This window comes from Pediococcus ethanolidurans (assembly GCF_001437405.1).
In the GTDB taxonomy this organism is placed as follows: domain Bacteria; phylum Bacillota; class Bacilli; order Lactobacillales; family Lactobacillaceae; genus Pediococcus; species Pediococcus ethanolidurans.
On sequence record NZ_JQBY01000004.1, the window covers coordinates 1 to 12,856 of the forward strand.

A 12,856-nucleotide genomic window follows, 5' to 3' on the forward strand; every position below is an offset into this window, starting at 1 on the left:
GAGCCGCAGGACGGCAGTTAGCCTACTTTTTTTTTAGGATAAGTCGTTTAACAGTAGTTATTGAAGTAATTTTGACACTTTCAACCTTTAGTTAAATGCAAAAATGGTACACGGATTCAGTTTTTGATATCCATGTACCATTTTTTTAAATTATATTCGTTTACTTATTAGCAGCCGCAATAAAGGCCTTGAATAATCCCTCTGGACGTTGTGGTCTTGAAAGAAATTCAGGATGATATTGAGAAGCCACAAAGAATTTTTTCTCTGGTAGTTCAATGACTTCAACCAAATGGTTATCTGGTGAAGTTCCAGAAAATACTAATCCGTGTTCCTGCATAGCATCGCGATACTTGTTATTAAATTCAAAACGATGACGATGACGCTCTTGAATGACATCTTGATTGTCATATGCTTCAGCAGCTACCGAACCAGCCTTAAGCTTGCATGGATACAGGCCTAAACGTTGGGTACCTCCCAAATCATGAACATCTTCCTGATCTGCCATTAAATCAATAATATTATGTGGTGTGTTAGCATCCATTTCAGTGGAATTAGCATCCTTGAGACCCAACACGTGACGGGCAAACTCAACGGAAGCCATCTGCATCCCTAAACAAATTCCCAAGAAAGGTAAATCATTTTCACGGGCATACTGAATGGCTATGATCATTCCTTCAATTCCACGATCACCAAAACCACCTGGCACAATCAACCCATCAACATTGCCTAAGATTTCGGAAACATTATCGGTTGTAATTTTTTCAGAATCAACCTTTTTAATTTCAATTTTGGCATTTACTGGATAACCGGCGTGTTTCAAGGCCTCAGATACAGAAATGTAAGCATCTTGCAGCGCCACATATTTACCAACAAGTGCAATTTTCACCACATGATCCAAATCATTACGAACGTGTTCAGTCATTTTACGCCAATCTTCCATATCAGCCTTAGGAGTTTTGAGGCCAAAATGATCAACAATAATCTGATCCATTCCCTGAGCCTGAAGATTCAATGGAATTTGATAGAGGTTATCTACATCACGAGATTCGATAACTGCCTCAGGATCTACATCACAGAACAAAGCAATCTTATTGCGCATTGATTGTGTAATTGGTTTTTCTGTTCGCACAACCAAAATATTGGGCTGAATACCAACGCCACGAAGTTCCTTAACGCTGTGTTGTGTTGGTTTTGTCTTCATTTCACCAGCCGCACGTAAATATGGAATTAAAGTCGTATGAATATAAATAACATTTTCTGAACCAACTTCACTCTTCATTTGACGTAAAGCTTCTAGGAATGGAAGAGATTCAATATCACCAACTGTCCCACCAATTTCGGTAATCACAATATCGGAATCTGTGATTGTGCCTGCTCGCATAATTTTTTCTTTAATTGTATTGGTAATGTGTGGAATAACTTGCACAGTGGCTCCCAAATAGTCACCATGGCGTTCCTTTTTCAAAACCTCAGAATATATTTTTCCAGTCGTCACATTGGAGTATTTATTAAGATCATTATCAATAAAACGTTCATAATGACCGAGATCAAGATCGGTCTCCGTACCATCATCCGTAACAAATACTTCCCCATGTTGATAAGGATTCATCGTTCCTGGGTCCACATTAATATAGGGATCAAACTTCTGAATTGTAACCTTTAAACCGCGATTCTTAAGCAAACGGCCAAGAGAAGCTGCTACGATTCCTTTTCCAAGCGAAGAAACAACGCCACCAGTGACAAAAATGTATTTAGTCATTTTATAACTCCTTTGAGGTTTTTTAAGGGACTTTCAAGAAATAATAAAAATGCTCCCTATTCATTTGGAATAGGGAGCACAATTTAAAATCCGTACTGTTTGGCTCTGCATACAGCAAAGCGCCCAATAAAGATAATACAAGGTAACCAATCTAATGTCAAGTTCGAAAAACTGACTTATTCATCATCGTCAGAATCGTCATCATCTAACTCTGACAACTGGCCCTCGATACCATCGGGTAAGTCATCATCAGGTAAATCATCACTATCATCGTCTTTTGAACTATCAGTATAATCATCATTATCGTCAGAATCAAAATCGTTGTCATCATCGGCAACTACATCATCATCTTCAGGATCATCAGCATCATAATCAATTACATCATCGTCATCGGCAGCGTCAGCTAAGAACGCATTAACCTTTTTACGCTTTTTACGTTTTGGACGATCATCATCTTCATCTTCGTCAGCATGAATAATAGCTTCATCGATTGACTCAAAGGGATACCAAGTACGTAAGCCCCAACTATTGTCACCTAGTGAAATGAAACTACCATCCGTATTTAAATCAGTATAAAATTGTGACAAACGATCACGGAATTCTTCATCGGTTTTGCCAAGATACTGTTGAACTTCATTAGCAAGATCCACAAAAGCCATCGGATCTCCATGTTGTGCGAGAATTGCATGCGCAACCTCGATCAATGAAAGTTCAGTTTTGTCTTGACCATCAAAAATTTTCAAATCCAAACTGGTGCACGTCCTTTCAACAGTCTACTCCCTATAATACATTACCTAAGCTGTAAATTGCAATCTAATTTTGTAGTCACCTAACAAACTTTCACCGGCAAACAACTGATAATCAACTTTTACGGTTCCTGAAAATGGTCTATCACGCAAACGAACCTCTAAAAATGGCGTAACAGTATCCACTGGTAAAATGCCATATGGTGTTCGATAACGAGCTTGAATTCGTTTGCCGTTACTGAAGCGTAGACGAAGTTTATTTTCACCAGATCTTGTGAGTAAGACATCGCCCTCACCATCAATTTTCATAGTTACCGGAATTTGTTCTTTGGTATCTTCATCCGTTTCTTGATAACGAATATAAAAAGAATCACCCATTTGAAAAAGTTGCCCATTTTCATCAAACGCAAAGTGGGATTCTTCTCCTTCTTGTGTGATATACGTGTCCAAATGAATGGCAACCGGTACGCCAGTATTAAGTTCATCCATTAAAGCCAGCACCCTTCTTTCTTCTAAATATCTTCTTTATTAGTATAAACCCAAAAATGCATTCATCATAGCGTTTTGGCTTTATCTGAACGGAATTGTTATACTAAGCTTAACAAATAAATTTAGATGGAAGGAAGCCTGTTTTCATGGATTATCGCAATCAATTATTACCAATGGAAAAGGTGTTTCGCGATCCAGTTCACAACTATGTTTATGTTCAAAATCAAGTTATTCTAGACCTAATTAATACGAAAGAATTTCAACGACTACGCCGCATTCACCAACTTGGTACAACTTCACTTGTCTTTCATGGAGCCGAACATACCCGTTTTTCACACTCACTTGGCTGTTATGAAGTTGCCCGTCGAATTTGTGATAGCTTCGAACGAAATTACCCTTCAAAAACACCTGACGATGGCTTATGGGATAATTCCGAGCGCTTAGTAACGCTATGTGCTGCTCTTTTACATGATATAGGCCATGGTGCTTATTCTCATACCTTTGAGCACATTTTCCATACTGATCATGAAAGTTACACCGAACACATCATTACCGACCCTGAAACGGAAGTAAATCAAGTTTTGCGCCGTGTTTCACCCAAGTTCCCAGCTGAAGTTGCGAGTGTTATTTCTCATAAATATCCCAATCCTCAGGTTGTTCAAATGATTTCAAGTCAAATTGATGCCGATCGGATGGACTATCTGCTTCGTGACTCATATTACACTGGAACCAACTACGGTACATTTGATTTAACGCGAATTTTACGAGTTATGCGCCCTTATAAAGATGGAATTGCCTTTTCAATTAGTGGTATTCATGCTGTTGAAGATTTCATCGTAAGTCGTTTCCAAATGTACTTACAAGTTTATTTCCATCCCGTTTCTCGTTCTATGGAAATGATTTTGAGTCATCTGCTTCAACGTGCGAACGAAATTTATGGTGATGGTCCTCAAGACATTAGTCAACAGCGCGATTTTGTTCCCTACTTTTTAATGCCCTTTTTTAATCACACCGCAACGGTTGCCGACTATTTGCGTTTAGATGATGGTGTTTTAAATACGTATTTTCAGCAATGGGAAGACGATAAAGACCCCGTTTTAAATGATTTGTCCAAACGGTTCTTAAATCGAATTCCTTTAAAATCTGTGCGTTTTACACACGAAACGGAATATCTTTTGCCGCAGCTACGTCAACTTATTGAAAAAGCTGGCTTCAATAGTACCTATTACACTGCTGTTAATAACAGCTATGATTTACCCTATGATGCTTACGATCCAAGTACTAGCAAGCCACGAACACAAATTGAATTAATGCAACACGATGGTAGTTTGGTTGAACTCTCCACAGTTAGTGCACTCGTTGCAGCTATAACTGGTCGTGTTTCAGGGGATGAACGGTTCTTTTTCCCTAAGAAAATGCTATCAACAGACGATAGTGAACTTTTTCATCCAATTTACCAAGAATTTCAATCTTATCTTAAAAATGGTGTTTTGCAGGATGCTAAAGGAGGACGTTAATCATGGCAATCAAATTAGTTGCTATTGATCTTGATGGCACGCTTTTAACGGATGAAAAACAAATCACCGATAAAACCGTTACTGTCATTAAACAGGCCAGTCAAAAAGGCGTAAAAATTGTACTGTGTACCGGTCGACCATTAACTGGGGTTGCTGAACATTTAAAAAAACTAGGCTTAGCTGGCAGCGATCAATATGTCATTACTTATAATGGCGCACTCGTGCAAACGATTGAAGGTCACACCATTATTCGCCACACGTTAAATTACAACGATTACACAGACTTAGAAGCCTTGAGTCGTAAATTACGCAGTCATTTTCACGTAGAAACCGAAAATCATATTTACACTGCCAATAAAAATCTCAGTCCTTATACAATTGGTGAAAGTTTTTATGTCAGAATGGGCATTCGTTATCGTGCAGTCAGTGAAATGCCGACTAGTTTAAAAATTCCTAAGGGGATGTTCATTGACCCACCGGAAAAGATTACTGCACTGCGACACAAGATTCCACAAACTTTTTTGGATAACTATTACTTTGTGCAAAGCGAGCCTTATTTCTTAGAAGTTTTAAATAAATCCGCTAGTAAAGGCCACGCATTGAGAGATTTAGCCAAACGTTTAAAATTAAAGCCCGAAAATCTCATGGCTATTGGTGATCAAGGAAATGATTTATCCATGCTCAAGGTGGCTGGCACACCCGTTGCAATGGCAAATGCCATTTCAGAGGCTAAACAGTTAGCCACATTTATCACCGCTAGTAACGAAGAAGATGGCGTTGCAAAGGCCATTCAAAAATTCGTTTTAGGCCTATAGTTTTAACTTTTTAACCAAACAAAAAATCGATTGTTTCCTGAATTCATTTCTAGGAAAGCAATCGATTTTTATGTTATATAAATGAAACTAATATGCTTACAACAACCGTAAAAATACCCACATGTAAAAAGTACCGTGCCGGTTTTGTCAGCACAATAGGACTATTCTTAATTCGGCCAACCTTGTGAACATCAATCTTTTTTTGTGGTAATTTTTCTTCACCTTTTGCGGGTCGTTTAAACCAACCCGTAAATAAATGGCCCCGTTCCAAAACAAAAACCACGCCGATCAACAATAGTGCCAAACCGACCATAAAAAAATGATTACTGGTCACAATTGTATTTCGTGTAATTAACCAATCAATAAAACCGATCAAAACTAAAACAGCATCCGTTGTTAATGCCTTATGTGCCTTAATAAAATTCGTAATTTTCACACCTTTATTTGTGGTCAAACATAACTCTGACCTTAATTTTATTTTCAATTCTAATCTGAATAACAGTATTATAACAGTTTATCAAATTTTTGCTTTCTTTGAACGAGGTGGTTTAGGCTCGAATTTCTTTTGATGATAGTTTTCTTGAACCGAAGCATTGATCACGCCACCGATCAATAAAATTTCCGCAAAAAAATTAAGCCATAACATAATCACAATAAAAGTCCCAATTGTTCTATAGGTTGTCACTGCGCCGCCAAAATAACGTAAATATAGCGTAAAAAATTGAGTTAATAACAATAATCCAATCATTGAAAATACAGAACCGACCCAGGCATAACGCCAATACACCCTAGCCGTTGGTACGACAACGTATAAAACAGCTAAAATTACAAAGACACCCACAATAGCAATTGGCCATTTTATAGTTCCAACAATTTCAAGCCAATCTTGAGGCAAATGTAAAATTGGAGTTAAGTAGGCCACCACTATTGAACTCAAAGAGAAAAACAACACAACAATCACCAGCGCAACTATAAATGCAAAAACAATCACGAATGAAAATATCCGATTTAGAATTGCATTCGCAGCATTTTTCATATCATATGTTGCATCCAAGGCCGTTTGAAATGCTGAAATACCTCGACTCGCTGACCAAAGAGCCACAACTAATCCGATTGATAGAACACCACCGTTATTCGTAGTAAGTAATTGACGAATTAGCGGCCTTAAAATAACATATATATTTTCAGGCATTACCTGCTCAACATACATCAACACAGTGTGAACCGGTAAATTCAAGAAAGGTAAAAGATTACCAATTAATAAAAGTAACGGAAAAAATGATAATAACGTATAATATGACAAAACAATACTGTTATTAGAGATATTGCCACTTTTATATCGACGTAAAAAAATCGTAATAAATTTAAATGATTTCGTCTCTTTAAATTGATTCCACATGTTCAAAATTCCTTTCACCTTTTGTTTAAGTTTACCATTGGAACATCACTTATAAAAATAATAAGATGATATAGAACAAATTAAAAAAGGCTAGAAAAAAGTCATCTTTCTAGCCTTCAAATTATTTATAATCGTTATTATTTAATACAAATTATTTGCGATTTTAATCATGTTCATGTTTTTTAAGTTGAGCTCTCAGTGCTTCATTTTCAAATTCTTTTGCCTTTAATTTCTTTCGAACAATCCAAAAGGCAATCGCAATCAGGATAAGCAAAATGACAACACCCACCGTCACGTAAATCCAACTGTAATCTTTTTTGATGGACACATCCTTCGCATTCAACGTGGCCGCTTTTTTACTTGTAATCGTAAACTGTTTCTTAAAGTGCCAAGTTTGTTGCTTCGACTTCGCTGTGATGTTCATAACATACTTTCCGGCCTTCAATGGTTGCCCATTTAGTTTTAATCCATAATTAAAAACTGAATTTGGCGCCATTTGCATGTTCGTTGATTTTTGTTGATACAACGTTTTGGTACTGCCAACTTTTGAAACTTTGGCATTCACTGACAGTTTGTTTAAATAGGTTGCCTTAACGTTTCGTAACCGGGAGTTGATCACATTTCGCAAATTATTCTGATCAGGTTTAACACTGGCTAGTTTCAAATCAGGGGTAACCTTGGTTGTATTTTGTTGTAATATCATCCCAATCAAGTATGCATATTCATTTTGAACTGTGGTTCCCTTTTTCTTTTTAGCATTTTTACTCACTTCCGCATTTTCATCTTGAAGACGAATACCGCCAGCCATGACACCGTTAAACTTTCCCTTCGGCATGTTTATGCGAAGATGAATTTTTTTAGATTGGTTCGCCTTTAAAATTACAGATGTTTCTACTGGTTTTACATAATCTGCCAGTGAATACTTTAACGAAGAATCAAAGTTCTTTGCAGATACTTTTTGATACTCAACTACCCCATTTAAGTTGGTTGTCGCTGTGTTCACTTCGGGTTTTATCTTAACTTGTTTTTTAGTTCCGTTGGTTACTGTAACAGTGACTGTTTGACTAGCACCCGGGTTTAGTTTCAAATCAAAATAGGTGACCTTTGTGTCAATTTGATTTTTCGGTAAATTTGCCTGAACACCAAATGTTAATTCATTTGCTGAAACTGGCAAAATAGTGAGCAAGCTCAGTACCAAAGTCATTAGTATCAAGATAAAAGTTTTTCGTTTCACAGTGACAACCCCCTTTAACTAGTTTTTTTAAGAGTTTGTTGGTGTATCGGCCAAACTCCATGTTAATGTTGTGCTGTAACTAGCTGCATTTGGATGTGCAGCTGCTGGAACATCTAATTTGACGGTTGAATCATTCGCGGTTCCAAACACATCAAGCCAAGTTCCTGCACCACCACCGGCCTTAGCAGCCATTACATTCATCGTCGCGCCACCAGGTTGTAATGAAGCACCATTAGTAGCTGAGGTTACTGTATTGTTAGTGCTTGGGTAACTGTTCGTTGTGGTCTTAACAGTGGCCTTACCTAAAATGATTTCGGCTCCAGTTAAACTGTCTGATTCACTATCCTTGAAATCACCGTTTTGACTAACCGTTAAACTCCATCCCTTTGGATCTCCAGCACGTTGGTCTGATACCTGGACAAAGTTCGGATAAGTTTTACCGGTGTTTTTACCTGTATCATCCTCTGCCGTATAAACCGTATCAGCGGTTGGAACGTCATGTGTTCCAAAGTTAAAATTAGAAACATAATCAATACTTAATGGTCCTACTTCACCCGTTCCACCACCATCACCAGGTTCGTTTGGATCGGTTGGATCAACTGGATCAATTGGATTAGTTATATTTTCTTCAAATGTTGCTGTTGCGTTGGTACTTTCATTACGGTTATCTGCTGCAAAGGCCGTAACTGGGGCAATTGCTCCCAAAACAAGACCGCTCATACTGATAAGTGAGATTAAAGTTGTTTTTTTCATGATAATCGCTCCTATTCATTTTTAATGTCTATTTTGTTTTCAACAAAATCTTATTCTCTTCACGGATGTCCATCCTCTCTACACCGCTAAAGCGGCTAGTCGGACTGGCTCCTATTCGTTTTTAATGTCTATTTTGTTTTCAACAAAATCCTGTTCTCATTACGGATGTCCATCCTCTCTACACCGCTAAAACGGCTAGTAGGACTGGCTCCTATTCGTTTTTAATGTCTATTTTGTTTTCAACAAAATCTTATTCTCTTCACGGATGTCCATCCTCCCTACACCGCTAAAGCGGCTAGTCGGACTGGCTCCTATTCGTTTTTAATGTCTATTTTGTTTTCAACAAAATCCTGTTCTCATTACGGATGTCCATCCTCTCTACACCGCTAAAACGGCTAGTAGGACTGGCTCCTATTCGTTTTTAATGTCTATTTTGTTTTCAACAAAATCTTATTCTCTTCACGGATGTCCATCCTCCCTACACCGCTAAAGCGGCTAGTCGGACTGGCTCCTATTCGTTTTTAATGTCTATTTTTCTTCTACATCAGTTTCCATTTTGTTACCGAATCAACCTTTTCTTAATTTCATAACCTACAATCACGACCACACCTGTCATACCCACCACACTCATCCAAACACCATCCTGTTCATCTGTTTGCGGTAAATATGCTTGTCGATTTGGTTCTACCTTGGTATAAATTGGTTTGTCAGAAACATTGTGCTGAGCAACTGGTTTTGAAAATCCCACAAAACTTTCAGAAACATGGGTATCACCACGAATCGGTGAATTAAACAAACACATCGCTGCCATACTCAGCACCACGAGCATTAGTTTTCTTTTCACATCGCATCAACTCCTCACTTGTTTGCTGGCGTATCCTGCAAATTCCATGTTACCGTTCCAGAATACTTTTCACCTGCCACCGGTTGCCCTGCAGTAGGTTCAAACGCTAAACCATTTTTACTATCCCATGAGTCCGAAATGTTTGTTGTCGTATTCGGTGTCGAGACCGCCAATTTTTTGACGGGACTCGCGGCAGAACTTAACGTGTAGTCCGTTCCTTCATTTAGATAATGCAAGCTATTGGTTAAAACACCGCTAGTAGTTTCACCGGTCATTTGTTTGGCTAAAGAAACTGTCAAACTCCACCCGTTCATCGTCACGCCACTTGGAATCGTCCTAGTATCTTTCACGGCCAGCGCTTGGCTCCCTGTCCCGATAGTTCCCATATAAACTGGATTACCGGTTGCGGTAGCATCCAAAGCCGTTCCAAAATCGATCTGATCCGGCGCTATAATACTCAATTGTCCCGTCAGATAAGCAAAACGAAAATTAAAGCTTCGTATACTTCCCTTGTTATCTGAAAAATTCAATCTCATTGAATAAACAGAACCAACAGCTGTCGCATACGTGGGAAGTTTGTTGCTTGGAATGGTAAAACTAAACTTATCTTTAACATTTCCGCCCGTTGTTTGAATGGTTCCTAATGATTGTGAAACGCCAGCTTGAGGCGGTGCTGGTCCGCTACCAGAAACTTTATTCATAATATAGCTAACCAAAACACTTTCTTTATCTGGATCTTGGACATAACCACTTAGCGGTTGTCCATTACTATCTGCGTAGTAGTATAAATAAGTTAGGGCAGTTTGACTCGTCGCTTGATCAACTGAAAATATTGAATTCGCAATAGTTCTAGCACTTTTGGTGATTGACTTGCTTTGCGAACTACTATTTGCTTCATCAGCCTTGCTTGTTTGCGAGCTTGTTTCCTTTTGCACTTTCTCACTTGAATTCACTGACGAACTTTCTTTTGAGGAATCAGTTGAGGTTACCTGTGAAGAGTCTTCTGCTGCACTCGTTTCATTACTACTTGAGCTGCTTGTCTGACTTTGGTCACTAGAGGAACTGGTTGAGCTTTCTTGCGATTGAGTTTGTTCACCAACAATCTGTAGAACATTACTAACAAGATTTTGATTTTTATCCAGTAAACTAACTGAATAGGTACCTGCCGTTTGTGCAATAAATGTTAACTGAAAATTTTCTTTCGTTTGATCAGAAATCAGTAAAATCAAGCGATCATTTTCTTGACGGTACTGAAAGTTCTCAGAAGCCGCAGCCTGTTTTAGGGCTGGTTTATCAATTTTTAGCCCAGTAGGAATCACCATCTGAAATTCTTTCGAAACTGCGTCTGAGTGTTCAAGTTGTGTGGCCTGCACAACAATCTGATCGCCAACATTAACTGTACTTTTACTGGTTTCAAGATTAAAAAGTGGACTATCATCGTCTGCGTAAGTTCTTTGGTAATTATAAAAACCGGAAATGCCAACTAAAGACACGAATACAACTATCAATTTTAAAAGCCGTTTCACAATCATCACCTCTCTAACTAATCCACTTCCTTTTTACAAGTTAATCATAACAGCTTCTCAGTGGCAGCGATTTCATTTTTTTATAGTTCACTCAAAATTTTTGCAAGAATTCTGATATTTTTTAACATTTACTAGGCTAATTAGTACCTACAACTACAAAAAAACGCAACCTCTTCTTTGAATCAAGGTTGCGTTTCTCTTTACATTCTATTTTCTTTTTTTAAACATTAATTCATGCACCGGCGTCTTTTCATAAAAATGAGTTTCTACAATTTTTTTAATGGCTTCCAAATCTCGCGTTGTGCCTAAATTAGTTAGCCAATAGGTATAATCCGTATCATCATAGGGTTCTTCATGATAGTTTGTTAACACCAAGTCATAGGCATTCCCTGGTTGATAATAATTAACACTAACGCGTAAATCCTTTTTAAACATTTGGCGCACAAGATTGATAATCAACTGGCTTATATAATAATCAAACGTTGTGTCCACACCAATATTAATATCTTGTATTTGTTGATATCGAAAATCGCGAATCACAAACAACAGCCGGCGTTGAAAATACATCTGATGTTGCTTAACCAAGTCGCTTACTTCATTAGAATCCGAAACGCTCAGAACACGCATTAATTCTTTAACAACCTGTCGGGCTTGATGTGAAAAAAAGTGATTAATGTAGTAGTTCGCATAAATATCATCCATATTTTCTAAATTACCAGCAAAACAGAATGGACGGGCACAAATATCAAAAACAAGCTTCATTAATTCAAACGGCCACTGATTATCCTTAATTTTTAGTGTCGTTTGGATCAGATGATTCATCTTATCAACCACTTGTGATAAGTGCGTTTTTTGAGAATTGTAAATATCGTAAAACCGTTTGGCAACGTTTGTTTTACTGTTAAACACAGCCATGCTGACTAGCATCGTACAAAAGGCCTCGGTTTCAAACTGAGCCTTTTCTTTAGAACGCACATGAAAAACTCGCTGAAAGACATTTCTAATATGAAAGTACAATTCATTATTCCGATATAATTCTCGAACCGTGTCAGGGATTGTCATATTCAAATTTGGTTGGATGGCTAACCGGTGCTGCGAAATTGTGAGCCATAAGCGAACCCGATGGACCGCTTCTGAATGAAAGTAGAAATGTAATTCCGTTTGTAACTCGTTAATAAAATGATCTAAGTTAAAAACCTGTTGCTCCGGAAAATAATTAATTACTTGAAAAAGATTATAGTAAAAAAAGCAAATTTGTAATTCTCTGCCCACTATATTGCCATTACGAATAGTCAAATTAAACTCTTTTAAAATACCATTGAGTTGTTTGATTGTCCGATATAACGAAGCCTCACTCAAGTTCAACTTTTCTTGTAATTCATAATTTGTGAGGCCAACATGATTATAAAAAAGCATCACAAGTTGAAATTTAGGTGATGATTTCAAATACCGAAGAAATAACCAATCATCAAGGGCAAAATTTTGGAGCATTTGAAAACTTGCCGTATTCGCTTCAATTTTGATTTTGACTTTTTTTTCGTCAATTAGTGGCTGAACATCTGTTTGAAGATCTTCCAGATAGTGTTTCAAGGTGGCCGGTGAAATTTCCAACTGCTTAGTTAGCGACTGCTTGGTCACCGGGGCTCCATTCAAGTATAAGATTTCTAATATTTTGAATAAATACTGTTGATTTTTTTCTAATAAATCTGTTTTATACATGAACATTGGCTCCTTTATCTTTATCTATCTACTTCACTTTATCATATTAATCGTG

12 protein-coding genes are annotated in these 12,856 nt (G+C 37.6%); 2 read left to right on the forward strand and 10 right to left on the reverse strand.

The genetic code is table 11. From position 1 onward, the window contains the following. Positions 1-160: 160 nt before the first annotated feature. The 3 genes from IV87_RS02380 to IV87_RS02390 all read right to left on the reverse strand — a co-directional run bounded on the left by IV87_RS02380 (position 161) and on the right by IV87_RS02390 (position 2,994). A complete protein-coding gene (locus IV87_RS02380; RefSeq protein ID WP_057805308.1) occupies positions 161-1,759 on the reverse strand; it encodes a CTP synthase in 1,599 nt (532 codons plus the stop codon). Between the two features lie 176 nt (positions 1,760-1,935). Continuing rightward, a complete protein-coding gene (rpoE, locus tag IV87_RS02385; RefSeq protein ID WP_057805309.1) occupies positions 1,936-2,508 on the reverse strand; it encodes a DNA-directed RNA polymerase subunit delta in 573 nt (190 codons plus the stop codon). A gap of 45 nt (positions 2,509-2,553) precedes the next feature. Beyond that, a complete protein-coding gene (locus IV87_RS02390; protein WP_057805310.1) occupies positions 2,554-2,994 on the reverse strand; it encodes a YwiB family protein in 441 nt (146 codons plus the stop codon). Positions 2,995-3,140: 146 nt separating this feature from the next. On the opposite strand from IV87_RS02390, the gene IV87_RS02395 reads away from it, so the two are divergent. Further along, positions 3,141-4,511, forward strand: coding sequence for an HD domain-containing protein (locus IV87_RS02395; RefSeq protein ID WP_057805311.1), 1,371 nt, complete (start codon positions 3,141-3,143; stop codon positions 4,509-4,511). A 2-nt stretch (positions 4,512-4,513) separates the two neighbouring features. Next, positions 4,514-5,326, forward strand: a complete 813-nt coding sequence (gene yidA / locus IV87_RS02400) for a sugar-phosphatase (protein WP_057805312.1) — start codon at positions 4,514-4,516, stop codon at positions 5,324-5,326. Positions 5,327-5,399: 73 nt separating this feature from the next. Here yidA and IV87_RS02405 read toward each other — a convergent pair whose 3' ends face one another. From IV87_RS02405 to IV87_RS02435, 7 genes are all read right to left on the reverse strand, one after another. Then, positions 5,400-5,780: a DUF3899 domain-containing protein gene (locus IV87_RS02405; protein ID WP_057805313.1), complete on the reverse strand. Its 381-nt coding sequence runs from the start codon at positions 5,778-5,780 to the stop codon at positions 5,400-5,402. Positions 5,781-5,843: 63 nt separating this feature from the next. After that, positions 5,844-6,725, reverse strand: a complete 882-nt coding sequence (locus IV87_RS02410; RefSeq protein WP_057805314.1) for a YihY/virulence factor BrkB family protein — start codon at positions 6,723-6,725, stop codon at positions 5,844-5,846. A 163-nt stretch (positions 6,726-6,888) separates the two neighbouring features. Next, on the reverse strand, positions 6,889-7,959 hold the full coding sequence (locus tag IV87_RS02415) for a WxLIP family cell surface protein (protein ID WP_057805315.1): 1,071 nt from the start codon (positions 7,957-7,959) through the stop codon (positions 6,889-6,891). 27 nt (positions 7,960-7,986) lie between these two features. Next, positions 7,987-8,712 (reverse strand): WxL domain-containing protein, encoded by a 726-nt coding sequence (locus tag IV87_RS02420; RefSeq protein ID WP_057805316.1) that lies wholly within the window; start codon positions 8,710-8,712, stop codon positions 7,987-7,989. Between the two features lie 559 nt (positions 8,713-9,271). Next, the gene (locus IV87_RS02425) at positions 9,272-9,556 is read right to left on the reverse strand and encodes a hypothetical protein (RefSeq protein WP_057805317.1); all 285 of its coding nucleotides are present in this window, start codon (positions 9,554-9,556) and stop codon (positions 9,272-9,274) included. Between the two features lie 14 nt (positions 9,557-9,570). After that, complete coding sequence (locus IV87_RS02430) at positions 9,571-11,082, reverse strand: WxL domain-containing protein (RefSeq protein WP_057805318.1); 1,512 nt, start codon at positions 11,080-11,082, stop codon at positions 9,571-9,573. Positions 11,083-11,289: 207 nt separating this feature from the next. Next, positions 11,290-12,801 (reverse strand): AcpB/EbpR/MafR family transcriptional regulator, encoded by a 1,512-nt coding sequence (locus IV87_RS02435; RefSeq protein WP_057805319.1) that lies wholly within the window; start codon positions 12,799-12,801, stop codon positions 11,290-11,292. Positions 12,802-12,856: the final 55 nt, after the last annotated feature.

Bases quoted from the DNA above. Each gene is read 5' to 3' on its own strand.
- IV87_RS02380 (WP_057805308.1), bottom strand. From the start codon at position 1,759: ATGACTAAATACATTTTTGTCACTGGTGGCGTTGTTTCTTCGCTTGGA.
- IV87_RS02390 (WP_057805310.1), bottom strand. From the start codon at position 2,994: ATGGATGAACTTAATACTGGCGTACCGGTTGCCATTCATTTGGACACG.
- IV87_RS02395 (WP_057805311.1), top strand. From the start codon at position 3,141: ATGGATTATCGCAATCAATTATTACCAATGGAAAAGGTGTTTCGCGAT.
- yidA (WP_057805312.1), top strand. From the start codon at position 4,514: ATGGCAATCAAATTAGTTGCTATTGATCTTGATGGCACGCTTTTAACG.
- IV87_RS02410 (WP_057805314.1), bottom strand. From the start codon at position 6,725: ATGTGGAATCAATTTAAAGAGACGAAATCATTTAAATTTATTACGATT.
- IV87_RS02420 (WP_057805316.1), bottom strand. From the start codon at position 8,712: ATGAAAAAAACAACTTTAATCTCACTTATCAGTATGAGCGGTCTTGTT.
- IV87_RS02435 (WP_057805319.1), bottom strand. From the start codon at position 12,801: ATGTATAAAACAGATTTATTAGAAAAAAATCAACAGTATTTATTCAAA.